14 protein-coding genes are annotated in these 16185 nt (G+C 60.3%); 5 read left to right on the top strand and 9 right to left on the bottom strand.

All coding sequences use genetic code 11. The annotated features are described in order from the left end of the window. Window positions 1-176: 176 nt before the first annotated feature. From OCK01_RS08290 to pepN, 3 genes are all read right to left on the bottom strand, one after another. Window positions 177-431: a hypothetical protein gene (locus OCK01_RS08290; RefSeq protein WP_263823337.1), complete on the bottom strand. Its 255-nt coding sequence runs from the start codon at window positions 429-431 to the stop codon at window positions 177-179. Window positions 432-523: 92 nt separating this feature from the next. After that, a complete protein-coding gene (locus OCK01_RS08285) occupies window positions 524-2815 on the bottom strand; it encodes an ATP-binding protein (RefSeq protein WP_263823336.1) in 2292 nt (763 codons plus the stop codon). 261 nt (window positions 2816-3076) lie between these two features. Continuing rightward, window positions 3077-5725, bottom strand: coding sequence for an aminopeptidase N (pepN, locus tag OCK01_RS08280; protein ID WP_263823335.1), 2649 nt, complete (start codon window positions 5723-5725; stop codon window positions 3077-3079). A gap of 288 nt (window positions 5726-6013) precedes the next feature. Between pepN and OCK01_RS08275 the strand changes: the two genes are divergently transcribed. Next, a complete protein-coding gene (locus OCK01_RS08275) occupies window positions 6014-6931 on the top strand; it encodes a DMT family transporter (protein WP_263823334.1) in 918 nt (305 codons plus the stop codon). Here OCK01_RS08275 and OCK01_RS08270 read toward each other — a convergent pair. The 3 genes from OCK01_RS08270 to OCK01_RS08260 form a co-directional block, all read right to left on the bottom strand. Continuing rightward, window positions 6909-8069, bottom strand: a complete 1161-nt coding sequence (locus OCK01_RS08270) for an MFS transporter (protein ID WP_263823333.1) — start codon at window positions 8067-8069, stop codon at window positions 6909-6911. The two genes, OCK01_RS08275 and OCK01_RS08270, sit on opposite strands and share 23 nt — an antisense overlap. Window positions 8070-8115: 46 nt before the next feature. Further along, window positions 8116-8895, bottom strand: coding sequence for a hypothetical protein (locus OCK01_RS08265; RefSeq protein WP_263823332.1), 780 nt, complete (start codon window positions 8893-8895; stop codon window positions 8116-8118). 151 nt (window positions 8896-9046) lie between these two features. Further along, the gene (locus OCK01_RS08260; protein WP_263823331.1) at window positions 9047-9550 is read right to left on the bottom strand and encodes a hypothetical protein; all 504 of its coding nucleotides are present in this window, start codon (window positions 9548-9550) and stop codon (window positions 9047-9049) included. A gap of 360 nt (window positions 9551-9910) precedes the next feature. On the opposite strand from OCK01_RS08260, the gene OCK01_RS08255 reads away from it, so the two are divergent. Continuing rightward, window positions 9911-10207: a hypothetical protein gene (locus tag OCK01_RS08255; protein WP_263823330.1), complete on the top strand. Its 297-nt coding sequence runs from the start codon at window positions 9911-9913 to the stop codon at window positions 10205-10207. A gap of 52 nt (window positions 10208-10259) precedes the next feature. Here the strand turns inward: OCK01_RS08255 and OCK01_RS08250 are convergent, their stop codons facing one another. Then, window positions 10260-11552 carry an Hsp70 family protein gene (locus tag OCK01_RS08250; protein WP_263823329.1) on the bottom strand — a complete coding sequence of 431 codons (1293 nt, stop codon included), beginning with the start codon at window positions 11550-11552 and terminating at the stop codon, window positions 10260-10262. 332 nt (window positions 11553-11884) lie between these two features. Between OCK01_RS08250 and OCK01_RS08245 the strand changes: the two genes are divergently transcribed. Then, window positions 11885-12250: a type II toxin-antitoxin system VapC family toxin gene (locus OCK01_RS08245; RefSeq protein ID WP_263823328.1), complete on the top strand. Its 366-nt coding sequence runs from the start codon at window positions 11885-11887 to the stop codon at window positions 12248-12250. A gap of 175 nt (window positions 12251-12425) precedes the next feature. Continuing rightward, on the top strand, window positions 12426-14087 hold the full coding sequence (locus OCK01_RS08240; RefSeq protein ID WP_263823327.1) for an electron transfer flavoprotein-ubiquinone oxidoreductase: 1662 nt from the start codon (window positions 12426-12428) through the stop codon (window positions 14085-14087). A gap of 12 nt (window positions 14088-14099) precedes the next feature. On the opposite strand, the gene OCK01_RS08235 is transcribed toward OCK01_RS08240, so the two are convergent. Next, window positions 14100-15326: an RNA polymerase sigma factor gene (locus OCK01_RS08235; protein ID WP_263823547.1), complete on the bottom strand. Its 1227-nt coding sequence runs from the start codon at window positions 15324-15326 to the stop codon at window positions 14100-14102. A 2-nt stretch (window positions 15327-15328) separates the two neighbouring features. Beyond that, on the bottom strand, window positions 15329-15712 hold the full coding sequence (locus tag OCK01_RS08230; RefSeq protein WP_182826805.1) for a YciI family protein: 384 nt from the start codon (window positions 15710-15712) through the stop codon (window positions 15329-15331). On the opposite strand from OCK01_RS08230, the gene OCK01_RS08225 reads away from it, so the two are divergent. Then, window positions 15695-16159 carry a hypothetical protein gene (locus OCK01_RS08225; RefSeq protein ID WP_263823326.1) on the top strand — a complete coding sequence of 155 codons (465 nt, stop codon included), beginning with the start codon at window positions 15695-15697 and terminating at the stop codon, window positions 16157-16159. The two genes, OCK01_RS08230 and OCK01_RS08225, sit on opposite strands and share 18 nt — an antisense overlap. The last annotated feature ends 26 nt before the right edge of the window (window positions 16160-16185 follow it).

The following is a 16185-nucleotide window of genomic DNA, read 5'->3' as shown; positions in this document are numbered from 1 at the left end:
TCTTGGCCGAGATCGGGTGGCGAATGGGTTATGGGCACAACAGAGGCGCGCCCCGTCCGGGAGACGTAAATGACGATTGCGCAAGGACGATCCTTGACGCCTTCCGCCGCTTCGTGCTTCTTCCAGCCAAAGGTAATTGTATCGGATCACGAGGCCCTGGACTAGAGCCGGCGTCTTCACTCGGATACTTCGCCGTATTCGGCATTCTTTATGGCGTCGAGAAGTTCGTCATCAATATCTTCAACAGCCACGACCTCACGCTCTTTGAGCTTGAGACGCCGGTAGTGTTCGAGTTCCTTGGGACTGAGATAGCCGCCGACAACACGATCGTGCGACGTCACTTCGATCACGCCGACGGCGTGGACCTCTTCCCGATATCGCGCGAAGCTGCGAGAAAACTGGGTTGCTGAAACCTGCAGAGGACGAGACATCGAAACTTCTCCTATAGGAGAAAAATACGTAAATTGCGTATTTTGTCAATGCGAGGGCAGAGGTCAAGAGGTAGCAATCTCCGCCTTCTGTCTTAAATCCTCACAACAATGATCGTGCCCTTGCCCTCTTCGGAATGGATCTTCATTTCGCCGCCGTGGAGTTGGGTGAGGGAGCGGGAGATGGCGAGACCGAGGCCGGAGCCGCCCTGGCTCTTGGCGTATTGGCTCTGAACCTGCTCGAAGGGCTGGCCGATCTTGTGCATGGCGGATTTCGGGATGCCGATGCCGGTGTCCGCGATGGTCATGCAGATGCAATCGCTGAGCTTGCGGGCGCGGACGATGACCTTGCCGTCGGGATTGGTGAATTTCACCGCATTGGACAGCAGATTGAGCAGGATCTGCTTCATGGCGCGCTTGTCGGCCATCAGGCGCAGATCGCCGTCGATATGCTGCTCCACGGTGATGTGCTTCTGGGCTGCGGCGATGTTGATGAAACGCAGGCTTTCCTCGATCAGCACGCCGAGATCAGTGGGCTCGGGATTGATCTTGAGATGTCCCGCCTCGATCTTGGACATATCGAGAATGTCGCTGATGACCTGGAGCAGGTGCTTGCCGCTCTCATGGATGTCTCCGGCATATTCGAAGTACTTTTCCGAGCCGAGCGGGCCGAACATCTGGTTCTGCAGGATCTCGGAAAAGCCGAGAATGGCGTTGAGCGGCGTGCGCAGCTCGTGCGACATATTGGCGAGGAATTCGGACTTGGCGCGGTTTGCGGCCTCGGCGCGCTCCTTCTCCGCCTGATAGTTGGAGTTGGCGACCGACAGTTCGGATTTCTGCCGTTCGAGCTTGAGGCGGGAGGCGGAGAGATCGCCGATCGTCGCCATAAGCCGGCGCTCGCTGTCGCGCAAACGCTCCTGGTGGCGCTTCAGAAGCGTGATGTCGGTGCCCACCGAGACGAGGCCGCCGTCATGGGTGCGGCGCTCGTTGATCTGCAGCCAGCGGCCGTCGGCAAGCTGCACTTCCATAGTCTGGGACATGACCTGACCGGGATCAGGATCGGCGAGTCGTCGTTCGATCACCGGACGTGAGGCCGCCCCCAGCACCACATGCCGCTCGGCGCCGGGGACCAGCACGTAATCGGGAAGGCCGTAAGCCTGTTGGTAGTGCGAATTGCACATTACCAGCCGGTCGTGCTTGTCCCAGAGCACGAAGGCTTCGGAGGTGGATTCGATGGCGTCGGCCAAACGCTGGTCGGCCTCCGCATAGCGCTGGGCGAGCTTGTGCTGCTCGGTGACATCCATGGCGATGCCGATGAGATGAACCCGGCGCGAGGTGGAACGGATGATTTGGGCGCGGGCGCGCAGCCAGACATAATGGCCGGACGCATGACGAACCCGGAAAACCTGGTCGAGCTGGCGCAGTTCGCCGCGCGCGATGCTGCGGGCGAGCGAATAGATGGACTTGTCGTCCGGATGCATGAGCCGGGCGACCTCGCCGAAGGACATCACCGTGTCGCGCGAGGCGACGCCGAGCATTTCGAACATCGAGCGCGACCAGAACAGCCGCCCGTCCTCCATGTCCAGATCCCAGAGGCCGCAGCGACCGCGCGACAAGGCCGTTTCCACCCGCACATTGGATTCGACGAAGATCTCGTCGGCGTCGCGCGCGCGCTTCGCCTGATTGTAATAGGCGTAGAGAATGACGAGAATGATCGCCGCAATGCCGGTGAACAGCGTGACGTTGAGCGAAATTTCCTCGCGCCAGAGCGCGTCGACGCCATCTGTGGGCAGGAAGACCATCACCGAACCGAGATCAGCGCCGATGCGCGCGACGGAAGCATAGAAGCTCTTGCCATTCAGCAGGACGCGTTGATCCGCCGCGGGGATCTGGTCGGCATAGAAACTCGGCGCCAGCGTCTGGATATAGCGTCCGGGCCGGCCGGCTTCGGAACCGATGGCGGCGACGATATAGCCGCTTCTATCTGCGGCATAGACTTCCAGTCCCGAATTGATCAGAGCGGCCGGCAGATCGGCGCGAGCAAGGGCCTCGGCGCGCATGGCTTCGTTCTTCGTGACGACGTCCGGATTGCCGGCGAGCCGCGCCGCGATGGTATTCGCCGACAGTTGAGCCTGAAGGATATGGGCGTCCTCCAACCGCTGCACTTCGGCATAGATGCCGAAAGCGCGCGAGGCGGCGACGACCAGCAGAAAAGCAGTGATCAGGATAGGGATGGAACGCTTCAGATGCGGTTGCGCCCGGGACATGCTCCCCGCGCGCCGCCAGCCTTTCATGAATGTTCGCACCTGCCGCTCGACGCCCGAAAGAGCCGTAAAGCCGGGACGAACGGAGCCGTCGGTCACGCTTCCCCGTCGCGTATCCGCCATGTTTTCCGCCTTGATTCCTTTGATGATTCGACCGCCGCTCGCTCGAATCTGCCGTAATGAATCATCCCCGAATCGGCTTGTCCAGAGATCAGGATTAAACTTTTATTAACCCCTTTATTCGACTCGGCTTTTTTTCGGGGACATCGCCGGAGCCGGAACAAAATCAGCCGGATAGGCGGCTCTTTCGGGTGTCGGGGTTGAGTTCGGCGGCGCTGCGAAGAGGGGGAGGAAGAGCGGCGGGAACCACCCCGCCGCGCTCCGTCAGCCTTTCAGCATGCGATCGACGAGATCGCGGACATCAGGAGAGAGCGGCCCCGACCGATCAATCTCCATCAGCGCGGACTTCGCATGGCTGGCGCGAACGGGTTCGAGCGACCTCCAGGAGCGCATGGAGGTGAGGATACGGGCTGCGACCTGTGGGTTGCGCTTGTCGATCGCCACGATCTGCTCGGCGAGGAAAGCATAGCCCGCGCCGTCCTTGCGGTTGAAGCCGGTGGGGTTCTGCATGGCGAAAGAGCCGATCAGCGACCGCAGGCGATTGGGATTGTTCGGCGCAAAATGGCGGCTTTCCGTGAGGGCCTTGACGCGATCAAGCGTCGAAGCGCCGGGAATGGCGGCCTGGATGGTGAACCACTTATCCATGACCAGCGGATTGTCGCCGAACCGCGTTTCGAAGGCGGCGAGCGCGTCGGTCGCTTCGGCGCTGCCGGGGAAACGATGCGCGAGCGTGGTCAGAGCAGACGCCTGTTCGGTCATGTTGTCGGCTTCGGCGAAGGCCTTTGCGGCCCGCGCCGGCGTCCCGTCGGCATAGGCGAGCCAGCCGAGCGCGGCGTTGCGCAGGGCGCGCTTGCCGGCGCTGACGGCGTCGGGGCTGAACGGACCTTCGGGGGCTAGCGTCGCATGGATATCGGCGAGCGCCCCGGCTGCGGCCTTGGCGGCGGCGCCGATTACTCCCTCGCGGGCTTCGTGAATAGCGTCGGTGTCGATATTGGCGCCGATCTCGCGGGCGATGTCGGATTCCGACGGCAACGCCAGCGCCTGCGCGCGGAAAGCGGGCTCGAGCGCATCATTGACGAGCGTCGCGCCGAGAATGTCGATCAATTCGGCGCTGGCGGACGGCGCCTCGCCGGCCTGGACGGCGCGCACGGCCTTCAGGAGATCCTGCAGCGCCAGCGTGTTGATCGCCTGCCAGCGTGAGAAGAGATCGGCGTCGTGACGGGCGATATGAACGATGTCGGCGGCCGACTGGTCGAGATGCAGGTTGATCGGGGCCGAGAAGCTGCGATTGACCGACAGGACCGGACGAGAGGGTACGCCTTCGAACACGAAAGTCTGGGCGCGATCGGTGAGATGCAGGACGCCGCCGGAATATTCGCCGCCGGAGACGGCGCTGGGCTTGGCTTCCGAACCGTCTTCCAGGATCAGCCCGAGCGACAGCGGAATATGCATCGGCTGCTTACTGGGCTGGCCCGGCGTCGGCGGGATCATCTGTTCAAGCGACAGCGACAGCGTCTTGGCCGCCGCGTCATAGGCGGCGGAGGCCGACACCAGCGGCGTGCCGGACTGGCGGTACCAGAGTGAGAACTGGCCGAGATCACGGCCGCTCGCATCCTCGAAGCAGGTGACGAAATCCTCGATCGTCACCGCCTGGCCGTCATGGCGCTCGAAATAGAGATCCATGCCCTTGCGGAAATCCGCAGCGCCCAAGAGTGTCGCGATCATGCGGGTGACTTCAGAGCCCTTCTCATAGACCGTGGTCGTGTAGAAGTTGTTGATCTCGCGGTAGACCTCAGGGCGGACGGGGTGGGCGAGGGGGCCGGCGTCCTCGGCGAACTGCTCGGCCTTGAGATGGCGGACCTCGGCGATGCGCTTGACGGCGCGGGAGCGCTGGTCGGCGGAGAATTCGTGGTCGCGATAGACGGTCAGGCCTTCCTTGAGGCAGAGCTGGAACCAGTCGCGGCAGGTGATGCGGTTGCCGGTCCAGTTGTGGAAATATTCATGCGCGACGATCGCTTCGATATTGGCGTAGTCCTGGTCGGTGGCGGTTTCCGGATCGGCGAGAATGTATTTGTCGTTGAAGACGTTGAGGCCCTTGTTCTCCATGGCGCCCATGTTGAAGTCGGACACGGCGACGATCATGAAGATGTCGAGATCATATTCGCGGCCGAAGGCTTCCTCGTCCCACTTCATCGAGCGCTTGAGCGCGTCCATGGCGTAGGCCGCGCGCGGCTCCTTGCCATGCTCGACATAGATCTTCAACGCGACGTCGTTGCCGGACAGGGTGGTGAAGGTGTCTTCAACCACGCCGAGATCGCCGGCGACCAGCGCGAAGAGATAGCTGGGTTTGGGATGCGGATCGAACCAGGCGGCGAAACGGCGGCCGTCGCCATAGGGACCGGCGCCGAGAAAATTGCCGTTCGACAGCATGAGCGGATTGGCCTCGCCATCGCCGATGATGGTGATGGTGTAGACGCCGAGAACGTCGGGGCGATCCATGAAATAGGTGATCCGCCTGAAACCCTCCGCCTCGCACTGCGTGCAATAGGTGCCGTTGGTGCGGTAGAGCCCCATCAGCTTGGTGTTGGCTTCCGGATTGATGATGGTCTCGATGGTGACCTCGAACGTCACGCCCGTGGGCAGATCGCGGATGACCAACTGTTTATCGGAGACGTCGTATTGCGAAGCGGGAATTTCGTTGCCGTCTATGGCGACCGCTTTCAGCGACAGTTCATCGCCATCCAGCACAAGCGGCGCATCCTCGGCTGCGCCATCGCGGCGATGCATCAGCGAGCGCTGGATCACCAGCGTCGCCGTAGGGTCGAGTTCGAAGGTGAGATCGACGCGCTCGAGCACGAAATCTGTGGGGCGGTAGTCTGTCAGATGAATAATCTGGCCGGAGGAGGCGTCCATCGTGTCTTCCCGGTTTGCAAGCGCGAATCATCATGGTGATCGTCGGCGAAAGCGCTCATCCCGCTTGCAATTCATGCGATGCGCGCAAATCCGGCGGCAGTATTTCAGTGAAATGCTGATCTAACGTTAACATGTATCAAAAGGGAACAGCTTTGTCTTGCAGTCGATCGTATGCGATCATTCTTGGGGCGGGATGATCGCAGCCGCCGCTATTTTGCCCGTCGACGTCTTGTCTTGGCCGTCGAATGAGCGCAAGTGGGAAACTCAAGCCCTGCCGAGCCGAATCCCATGGACAAGACCGTCACCAATCCGCTGCGCGGCATCACGATGAAGCTGCTGTCGATCGTGCTGTTTCTCTGCATGCAGATCCTGATCAAGGAAGGCGGCAAGGGGTTGGCGACCGGGGAGATCACCTTCTTTCGATCCCTCTTCGCCATGCCCGCAATCCTAGCCTGGCTGGCGATGCGCGGCGAATTTCTCTCGGCCTTCCGCACCGACAACCCCTTCGGCCATTTCAAGCGCGGCTTTATTGGCGTTATATCGATGTCATTCGGCTTTTACGCGTTGGTGCATCTGCCGCTGCCGGAGGCGATCGTCATCGGCTATGCGTTGCCGCTGTTCACCGTCATCGCAGGCGCCGTGCTTCTGGGGGAGACAGTCCGGGCCTATCGCTGGAGCGCGGTGGCTGTGGGGTTCTTGGGGGTGATGATCATTCTCTGGCCGAAACTCGATCTGTTCACATCGGGGCGGATGAGCGCCGGAGAATTTGCGGGCGCGATCGCAGCCTTGACGAGCGCGGCGCTGGCGGCGCTCGCCATGGTGCAGGTCAGGCAGTTGGTGCGCACCGAGAATACGCCGACGATCGTGTTGTATTTCTCGCTGTCGGCGACCTTGCTGTCGCTTCTGACCATCCCCTTTGGCTGGCCGGCGATGAGTTGGGAGCAGGCGCTGATGCTGATGGGGGCCGGTTTCTTCGGCGGGGTGGCGCAGATCCTTCTGACCGAGAGTTACCGTTACGCCGACGTCTCGACCATCGCGCCTTTCGAGTATACGTCAATCATCGGCGGGGCGGCGGTGGGCTATTTGCTGTTCGGGGAAACGCTCAGCGGCTCCCTGTATCTGGGAGCCGCCGTGATCATCGGCTCCGGCGTGTTCATCATCTGGCGGGAAAGCCGCCGCGGCGTCAAACGTCCGACGGCGGGATGACGGCGGGACGCTGCCGCAAGCGAAGCCCCGCATAAGCGCCGTAGAGCGCGAAACACAGAGCCAGCAGCATCGGCAGGCCCGGCGCGCCGCCGAAGGCGATGGCCTGGCCGGCGGCCAGTGGGCCGACGACGACGCCCAATCCGTAGAGCACAGTGATGCCGCTGGAGATCCGCACATATTCGCCGGGCTCGGCGAGATCGTTGGCATGCGCGACATTCAGCGAATAGATCGGGAAGATCACCATGCCGGCGAGGAAGCCCGAGAGATAGACGAAATAGGGCGAGGCTGACGACGCCGCCATGGCGAGCGCCGCGACGATGCCGAAAGCGCCACAGCCGACCATGACCAGCCGGCGGTCCATGCGGTCGGAAATGCGGCCGAGCGGGAACTGCGCCACCACCGAGCCCAAAATGACGGCGGCGATGAGATTGGCCCCACCCGTTTCGCTGAGCCCGCTCATTTTGGCGTAGACGGCGGAGAAATTCACCCAGGCCGCCGAGATGACGCCGGCGATGAAGGTGCCGACAAAGGCGACCGGCGAGCGCGTCCACAGGCCCTTGAGATCGAAACCCGCTTCGGTGGGGATAGAGGGCGAGGTGCTGGAGGACAGCGCGATCGGGAAGATCGCCACGGAAAACAGGATCGCGGCGACGATGAACAGCACCGTTGTCATGGGATCGGCGAGCGCCGCGATATAGGGGCCGGCGATCGAGCCGCCCATGGCCACGACCATATAGACCGAAAACATCAGGCCGCGATTTTCATTGGTGGCCTTCTCGTTGATCCAGCTCTCCATGATCATGTAGCCGCCGGCGATGGCGAAGCCGAACAGGCCGCGAAACAGCATCCACCAGAGGGGCGTTTGTTCGAGCGAGCAGAGCAGGATCGAGATCGACATCAGCGCGATATAGGCCGAGAACACCCGCACATGGCCGGTGCGGCGGATGAAGCGCGGCGTGACGAAGGACGACAGCGTATAGCCGAGCGAATAGACCGCCCCGATCAGCGAAATGTCATAGGCCGTCCAGCCCTCTCCGAGCGCGCGCAACTGCACGATATAGCCGCCCAGCCCGAAACCGGTCATGACGATGAAGATCGTGAGAAGCAGGCTGGAAATCGATTTGAGGCTGTTGGTCACGTCAAGGCTCCGTAGCAGCCGCCGATTGTAGCGCGCCGGCGGCTGCTTAGGCTATTCCGTCCGCGCCGTCCATCGGCGAAGCCGACGCGTAGCGGGTGGACTCTAGGATTTGTTCCGCGCGGAGATAGGCGCGGGAGATGACGACGGAGAGATAGGTGACGAGGAGGGCGTTGAACCAGAATACCACCACAACAAGGATCCATGTGGTCATGGACCACGGCCCACCGATCAGGCGTGTTGCCGGAACGTGTTTGTCGATCTGCGAACCCAACACGGCGGCGCCCAACGTCGCTCCGATGAAAGCAAGATTGCCGAGGGCCGCGCGTGCGAATATGGCCCAGAATGTAAAGCGAGTGCGGTCCAAGGCATCGCCGAAACCGCTGCGCTCGCCCTTGATCGAAGCGGGAAGCCAGGTGGCTGCTGCGCTGAACAATAACAATGTCAGGATGCCGGATACGACGAGGACAAACACCACGAGCAGATCTCTGTTCGCGGGTGTTACATCGAAAATCGTGAAACCAAGGCCCAATGTTATGATCATCGGAGTTCCGAGAAGCACGACGGCCTTCAGGAGAAAGCCGGCATAAAAGCCCTTGAAAGGCGTTTTGGCGGAGCGGGTCAGAGGCGGCAAAACGCCATTTTCTGAAAACACAATCGCCCAGACGACCACTTCGGCAAGGATGACCCAAAGCATTGTGGTCCCGAAATTGATGGACTGGTCTACCAGTCCGAGATCGCGGGCATAGCTGGCGCCGACCATGAAGGCCATGAAAGTCCAGTAAATCGCACCGTATTTTCGAATAACCGAAAAGGCTTCTTTCAACATTTTTCGCCCCGCAAGTTTCTAAATTTCGGCACGGCTATAGCTCGCTCTACAACCTGCAGCAAGGGCGGTCACAGCTCCGCCCTAGCCTTCAGAGTTCCACCCATTTTGCCTGTGCAGCGCTGATATTCAACCAAAGGCGGCCGGCGGTTCCCTATATCAGTCCGTGTTCCAGGCAGTTCGGCAAGATTTGCCGACGGATGTGATCTAGGTCATCCTGAAACATGTCATCTGAAGGAAATGGTAGATCATTCTTGAAAAAATCGATCAATTCCTGATCACTCACCCCCGGAAAGGGTGACGGATGCAATATAGCATCCCGTGAATATATGCAAAATTCAAGCCGTGCATCGAAATACAAAGCCAGTTTTGCGCTGGGTTTTATTGCAATGACATGCTGAGAATAATTCGCGAACTGCAGAAATCTGGTTAGCATTCCAGATTTAAAGCTAACGCATTTGACCGCAAATGTAATCTGTCGATAGGGCTCGAAAAAATATACTGGCCCCTCCATTTCCCCGAATTTTTTCTCGATCAAATTGTAGATGAGGATAGCTTGACCATCATTTTGTCCTCCTCCGGAAACAAAATCCCAAAGAAAGTGATTTTTCCATGTCGGATGGAGGGGAATAGAAATGGTTCCCATAAAGCGGATCATATGGTTTTGTATTCGCCACGGCGCCGGGAACCGCCAATAAAAGCTCGGTCTCGGAAATCATCTCACAACATGGGGCAACAAACGTTGGATCCCTGGATGTCGCCGCGCTCGGGTTCATATTAATAATACACCTCATTTTTGTGGCGATTTTGTCCTGAGATTCTGAGTTTGAAAAGTTATTCCTCCTCGAAATCGCGCAACGGATTACATCACACCTCGACAAAAATGTTCAGAGCTTCACTGGCATAATCGCTCTATCGTGGATGCCGTAAGAGTTCTTTTTAGGGCTAAACCCAAGAGCGCTTTTGTGCGACCATCTCCTGACCTGTTGATTTGGATACCTACGGAAGAAGAATAGGAATGCGGGAGATTCCGCCATTTAAGTTATCGCTTGTCCCCCTAAATGATGAGGCGGCAAAACTAGAAAAATTTCAATGGGCAGGAGGCGGTGTCGGAGACCGAAATAGGCTGGGCGGCAAGCCAGATTTCCTTCAGGGTGAGGAGTATCCTGCGTGCATGGAATGTGGGAGAAAAATGAGATTCTATGCCCAGTTGGATTCATTGAATGATGAATTTATAATTGCTGATTGCGGGATGATCTATGTCTTTATGTGTTTTGAATGCGTAGAGACACAATCCATTATTCAATCATACTGAAAGCCAATGCTTGCAACCCACTGCATTTATTTGCGAGCGGCAAGCGCCCCGCTTAAAGCGCCGCCCAATCCGCCGCGTCCTCACGCTCGCCGATCAGGGCGAGGCCATGGGCGATGGAGAGGAGTTCGCCGCCGCTTTCGATGCGCTCGGCGCCGAAGCGGTTTTCGAACAGGCGGCGCACCGCCGGCACGAAGGAGGTGCCGCCGGTGAGGAAGACCTTGTCGATCGCCTCGGGCGCCATGCCGGTCTTGGTCAGCACGTCGTCGAGCGCGGTTTCCATCGCCTTGAGGTCGTCGGCGATCCAGCCTTCGAAATCCGTGCGCTTGACCATGCGGCGGCTCTTTTCGCCGAGCGGCGCAAAGAAGAATTCGGTCTCTTCCTCCTCCGACAGGCGCATCTTGGTCCGCGACACCGCCTGATAGAGCGGATAGCCTTCGTCCTGTTCGATCAGGTCTATGAAGGCTTCGAGCTTTTCCGGCTCAAGCGAGGCGCGAACCAGCCCCTTCAAATCCTGGAAATCCTTGAGCGTCTTGAAGATCGACAACTGGTTCCAGCGACCGAAATTGGCGTAATAATTGGTCGGAACATCGAGGATCTTGTCGAAGCTCTTGAATTTCGAACCTTTGCCGATCACCGGGGAGACGAGATTGTCGATGATGCGGTAATCGAACTGGTCGCCGGCCACGCCGACGCCGGAATGGCCGAGCGGCGTCGCGGTCAGCCGGCCCGCAGACGTCTCGAAACGGATGACGGAGTAGTCGGTGGTGCCGCCGCCGAAATCGGCCACCAGCACGGTGGCGTCGCGCTTCAGCTTTTCGGCGAAGAAGAAGGCGGCGGCGACGGGCTCGTAGACGAAATGCACCTCCGGAAAACCGAGACGGCCCAGCGCTTCGTTGTAGCGCGTGACGGCCAGGCCTTCATCGGGATTGGCGCCGGCATATTTGACCGGCCGTCCGACGACAATGCGGCTGATGCCGCTGTCGAGCGCCGCGCCGGCATAATCGCGCAAACGGTTGAGGAAGGTCTCCATCAGGTCTTCGAAGCTGAAGCGCTTGGCGTAGACCATCGTGCCCTGAAACAAGGGCGAGGCGGCAAATGTCTTGATCGACTGCAGGAAACGCACGTCGCCGGGATTGTCGACAAAGACGCGGATCGCCGCGGCGCCCGCTTCGACATCCAGCTTGGACGCGCCGAGACGACCATCCTTCATGAAGGACAGACAGGTGCGCATGCTGTCGGTGTGGCCGGCGAGGCTGTCGAAGGACAGCGAGCGCGAGCCGTCGCCTTCCTTGACCGCGAGCACGGTGTTGGTGGTGCCGAAATCCAGGCCGAGCGCGGTCGCCATCTGAAAACTCCATCGAGAATGGGAAATGCTGCGCCGCAGCGGAAGGCGCGCCTCATGCCACAGGGGCAGGGGGATGGCAATGGGAATTTGACGCTGAGCCTGAACGCGACTACCTTCGCGCGAAGGACACGGAGGATCTTCCGCATGGCCAGTACGACTGCAAGCCGAGACGGCGCCGATAAGATAAACGCGACAGAAAATGACGGTTCAGCGGAGTGGAGGTCTGCGCTTCAGGCCGTTTTCGGCGTCTGGCGGGATCATGATGACCTGGACCGACAAACCATCGAGGAGCGGCGAAAACTCGTCGAGCGAATGTCAAGAGCCGACGGCGCATGATTGTCGACAGTTGCATTCTGATTGATGTTTCCCGGGGCAACCAAGCCGTTCTCAATTTTCTCCTACACCAGAATGAGCGTCCCGCCATCTCTATGCTGACTGTCGTGGAAGTGATGCGTGGCGTCCGCAAGACGTCGGAGGAAACGCTGTTCCGCGCGCTGTTTGAGAAAATGGTCTGCGTGCCCGTGGATCTCGATATTTCCTTGCGCGCGGGTGAATATCTTCGCCGCTATGGACCGAGCCACGGCGTAGATCTTGTAGATGCTGTTATCGCGTCGACTGCCATCTCGATGCAAAAGCCGTTGGCGACGTTGAACCTCAAACATTTCCCCATGTTCCCAGATTTGGCGCGACCCTATTGATATACAGGTTCATGGCAGCAATTCTTCTAACATTTTTTTGTCCGATAATTTACGTTTACGTCAAAGTAAGGTATGAGCAAATGAGATAGGCTTATGTCGTTTGCTGGCTCGACAAGGTTTTGCGGATTTGACACAAGTCTTCGACCAATTTGCGCGCCCGGCCGGAGTTTTTGAAATGAGCGATATGGAATTGCCCGAACGCGAGAGCATGGAATTCGACGTGGTGATCGTGGGCGCGGGGCCTGCGGGTCTGTCGGCGGCCATCAGGCTGAAGCAGGTCAATCCCGATCTCTCGGTCGTGGTGCTGGAGAAGGGCGCGGAAGTCGGCGCCCATATCCTCTCGGGCGCGGTGGTCGATCCTATCGGCGTCGACCGGCTGCTGCCGGGCTGGCGCGAAGAGGCGGATCATCCGTTCAAGACGCCTGTCACCGACGACCATTTCCTGTTTCTGGGGCCGGCGGGCTCGATCCGCCTGCCCAACATCTTCATGCCGCCTTTGATGAACAATCATGGCAATTACATCGTCTCGCTCGGCAATGTCTGTCGCTGGCTGGCGACCAAGGCGGAAGAACTCGGCGTCGAGATCTATCCGGGCTTCGCCGCCACCGAAGTGCTTTATGACGAGAACGGCGCGGTGCGCGGCGTCGCCTCCGGCGACATGGGCATCGGCCGCGACGGCGAGCCGACAGGAAACTATGCCCGCGGCATGGAGCTTCTCGGCAAATATACGCTGATCGGCGAGGGCGTGCGCGGCTCGCTCGCCAAGCAGATGATCGCCAAATACGACCTCTCGAAGGATCGCGAGCCGCAAAAGTTCGGCATCGGCATCAAGGAACTCTGGCAGGTCAAGCCGGAAAACCACAGACCGGGCCTGGTGCAGCACTCCTTCGGCTGGCCGCTCGACATGAAAACCGGCGGCGGATCGTTCCTCTATCATCTCGAAGACAATCAGGTCGCCGTCGGCTTCGTCGTGCATCTGAACTATAAGAATCCCTACCTCTTCCCGTTCGAAGAGATGCAGCGGTTCAAGACGCATCCGGCGATCCGCGGCGTGTTTGAGGGCGCAAAGCGCATCTCCTACGGCGCTCGCGCCATCACCGAAGGCGGCTACCAGTCTGTGCCGAAGACAAGCTTTCCCGGCGGCGCCTTGATCGGCTGCTCGGCCGGGTTCGTCAATGTCCCGCGCATCAAGGGCAGCCATAACGCCGTGCTCTCCGGCATGCTCGCCGCCGACAAGATCGCGGAGGCGATCGCCAATGGTCGCGCCAATGATGAAATCGTCGAGATCGAAAACGAATGGCGCGCGGGCGACATCGGCAAGGATCTCAAGCGCGTTCGCAACGTCAAGCCGCTCTGGTCGAAGTTCGGCACGGCGATCGGCGTGGGCCTCGGCGGTCTCGATATGTGGACCAATCAGCTGTTCGGCTTCTCCTTCTTCGGCACGCTGAAGCATGGCAAGAACGACGCCGCCTCGCTGGAGCCTGCCGCCAAGCACAAGAAGATCGACTATCCCAAGCCCGACGGCGTGCTGACCTTCGACCGTCTGTCTTCGGTGTTCCTGTCCAACACCAATCACGAGGAAGACCAGCCGATCCATCTGCGGCTGAAAGATCCGGCGCTGCAGAAGTCGTCCGAGCTTGACGTCTTTGCCGGTCCCTCCAGCCGCTACTGTCCGGCCGGCGTCTATGAATGGGTGGAGAAGGACGGAGACAAGGTTTTCGTGATCAACGCGCAGAACTGCGTGCACTGCAAGACCTGCGACATCAAGGACCCCAACCAGAACATCACCTGGGTGCCGCCGCAGGGCGGCGAGGGGCCGGTCTATCCGAATATGTGATGGCACCGGCGCCTAACCGAGCTCCCGGATGCGGTGCGCCAGAAACTGGCGCTCCGGCTCCAGCTTGGCGAGCGACAGCGCTTGCTGATAGGCTTGCCGCGCTTGAGCGATATCGCCGATCTGGCGGAGGAAATCGGCGCGGGCGGCATGCGCCAGATGATAGGCGCCGAGCTCTCCCGTCTCCAGCAAGCGATCGACCAGCGCCAGGCCGCCAGCCGGACCATCGACCATGGCGACGGCCACGGCGCGGTTGAGCGCCGCGATCGGCGAGGGCGCCGCCTGCAGCACGAGGTCATAGAGCCCGACGATGCGACGCCAATCCGTCTCTTCGCTGGATGTCGCCGTGGAATGCACGCCCGCGATGGCCGCCTGCAGCGTATAGGCCCCGACTTCGCCGCTCGCCCAGGCGCGTTCGAGAAGCGTGGTCGCTCCGGCGATGAGATCCTGTCGCCAGAGGCGTCGATCCTGGTCCGCCAGCAGGACGAGGTCTCCATCGGCGCCGCGCCTCGCCGGCGCGCGGGCGTGCTGGAACAGCATCAACGCCCCAAGCCCCAGAACCTCGGGCCCCGGCAAGAGTCCGATCAGCAGCCTGTTGAGACGAATGGCCTCCTCGGCGAGATCCTGCCGCATCAAGTCCGCGCCGCTCGACGCCGCATAGCCTTCGTTGAACAGGAGGTAGATGACATGCAGGACGACTGACAGCCGCGCCGGCAGCGCGGCGGCGTCCGGCACGTCATAGGGGAGAGCCAACTCGCGAATGCGCTTCTTCGCGCGCACGATGCGCTGGGCGATGGTCGGCGCGGAGACGAGGAAGGCGCGGGCGATTTCTTCCGTCTTCAGCCCGCAGACTTCGCGCAGCGCCAGAGCCAGTTGCGCATCCGGCTGAAGGGCGGGATGGCAGCAGATGAAAATCAGGCGCAGTTCGTCATCGGCGAGCAATTCCGGCTCATCCTGCATCTCGACTGTTCCGCTTCCGTAGAGTGTGTCCGTCACATCAGCCGTCAATTCGCCGAACCGTTTGTGACGACGCAGTCTGTCGATCACCTGAAACCGTCCCGTCGACACCAGCCAGGCGAGGGGATTGTCGGGCGGCCCCTTCTCCGGCCACTGCCTCGCCGCCTGCAGGAAGGCGTCCTGCAGCGCTTCTTCCGCCAGGTCGAAACTGCCCAGCAACCGGATCAGGCTTGCCAGCGCTTTTCGCGAATGCTGACGAAAGATGGCGTCGATGCCGTCGTCCATCGTCATCCGGCTGCCCGAGTTTGCGCAGCCACCAGCGCTTCGAGATCGAAGATCGGGCGCACCTCCATGCCGCCATATCGTCCGACCGGCACGGCGCTCGCCAATCGGATCGCCTCGTTGAGATCGCGTGCCTCGACGACGAGGAAACCGCCGAGATGCTCGCGGGTCTCGCAGAACGGACCGTCGGTGATGGAAATCTCGCCATTTCCGTGTCGGATCGAAACGGCTGTCTCAGGCCCGAGCAGGGGCTCTGCGGCGATGAAATGTCCTTGTTCCTTGAGCATGACGTCGTGGGCAAGCGAGTCCCGGTCGAGCTTGTCCTTCTCGTCTTGCGGCATGTGATCGAAGACGCCGTCAGGCAGCCAGACTTGCAGCAGATATTTCATCGTTCGGTTCCTCGGTTGGTTGATGGCGGACTGGTCGAATGGCGCGAGGGCATTTCGACAGCAAAAGGCGGGAAAGAGAAACTATTTTTGCGACGTCGTGCGGCCAAGCTGTCGAAACTCGCCTCTCGCATTCGACCAGCGTCATCGAAAAAATGCGAGGGCGAAGACATGGATCCGCGTATGGCCTTCTGGGCGAACCTGACGATGGCGGCGAATTGGAAGGGTGAGGATGACTTCTATGCCGCCTGCGGTGGTGGCGACGAGCGCGTCAACGCGTTGCGGGTATTGCTCTCGACGCTTCTTTTCCTGAGCGTCGGCATGTCGGCATTCCTGATGGGATCCGAACCGTCCGACGACCGCAGGAGCGGTCAACGGCTGGCGGCCGACGCCGAATTGTATCATGGAACGGACCGCCCTGGTTTGCGGCAAAATCCTGACGATCGTTAACTTTTGCGACGCTGCTTTACGCTCCA

The organism is Rhizobium sp. TRM95796, assembly GCF_025779995.1.
Taxonomy (GTDB): Bacteria; Pseudomonadota; Alphaproteobacteria; order Rhizobiales; family Rhizobiaceae; genus Rhizobium_E.
Note: the sequence above shows the minus strand (reverse complement) of the source record. Positions and strands in the feature narration are given on the sequence as shown.

Excerpts from the sequence above, each read along its gene's own strand:
- OCK01_RS08255 (WP_263823330.1), top strand. The coding sequence starts at position 9,911 with ATGCGGGAGATTCCGCCATTTAAGTTATCGCTTGTCCCCCTAAATGAT.
- OCK01_RS08235 (WP_263823547.1), bottom strand. The coding sequence starts at position 15,326 with ATGGACGACGGCATCGACGCCATCTTTCGTCAGCATTCGCGAAAAGCG.
- OCK01_RS08260 (WP_263823331.1), bottom strand. The coding sequence starts at position 9,550 with ATGATCCGCTTTATGGGAACCATTTCTATTCCCCTCCATCCGACATGG.
- OCK01_RS08285 (WP_263823336.1), bottom strand. The coding sequence starts at position 2,815 with ATGGCGGATACGCGACGGGGAAGCGTGACCGACGGCTCCGTTCGTCCC.
- OCK01_RS08290 (WP_263823337.1), bottom strand. The coding sequence starts at position 431 with ATGTCTCGTCCTCTGCAGGTTTCAGCAACCCAGTTTTCTCGCAGCTTC.
- pepN (WP_263823335.1), bottom strand. The coding sequence starts at position 5,725 with ATGGACGCCTCCTCCGGCCAGATTATTCATCTGACAGACTACCGCCCC.
- OCK01_RS08230 (WP_182826805.1), bottom strand. The coding sequence starts at position 15,712 with ATGAAATATCTGCTGCAAGTCTGGCTGCCTGACGGCGTCTTCGATCAC.
- OCK01_RS08240 (WP_263823327.1), top strand. The coding sequence starts at position 12,426 with ATGAGCGATATGGAATTGCCCGAACGCGAGAGCATGGAATTCGACGTG.
- OCK01_RS08245 (WP_263823328.1), top strand. The coding sequence starts at position 11,885 with ATGATTGTCGACAGTTGCATTCTGATTGATGTTTCCCGGGGCAACCAA.
- OCK01_RS08250 (WP_263823329.1), bottom strand. The coding sequence starts at position 11,552 with ATGGCGACCGCGCTCGGCCTGGATTTCGGCACCACCAACACCGTGCTC.
- OCK01_RS08265 (WP_263823332.1), bottom strand. The coding sequence starts at position 8,895 with ATGTTGAAAGAAGCCTTTTCGGTTATTCGAAAATACGGTGCGATTTAC.
- OCK01_RS08275 (WP_263823334.1), top strand. The coding sequence starts at position 6,014 with ATGGACAAGACCGTCACCAATCCGCTGCGCGGCATCACGATGAAGCTG.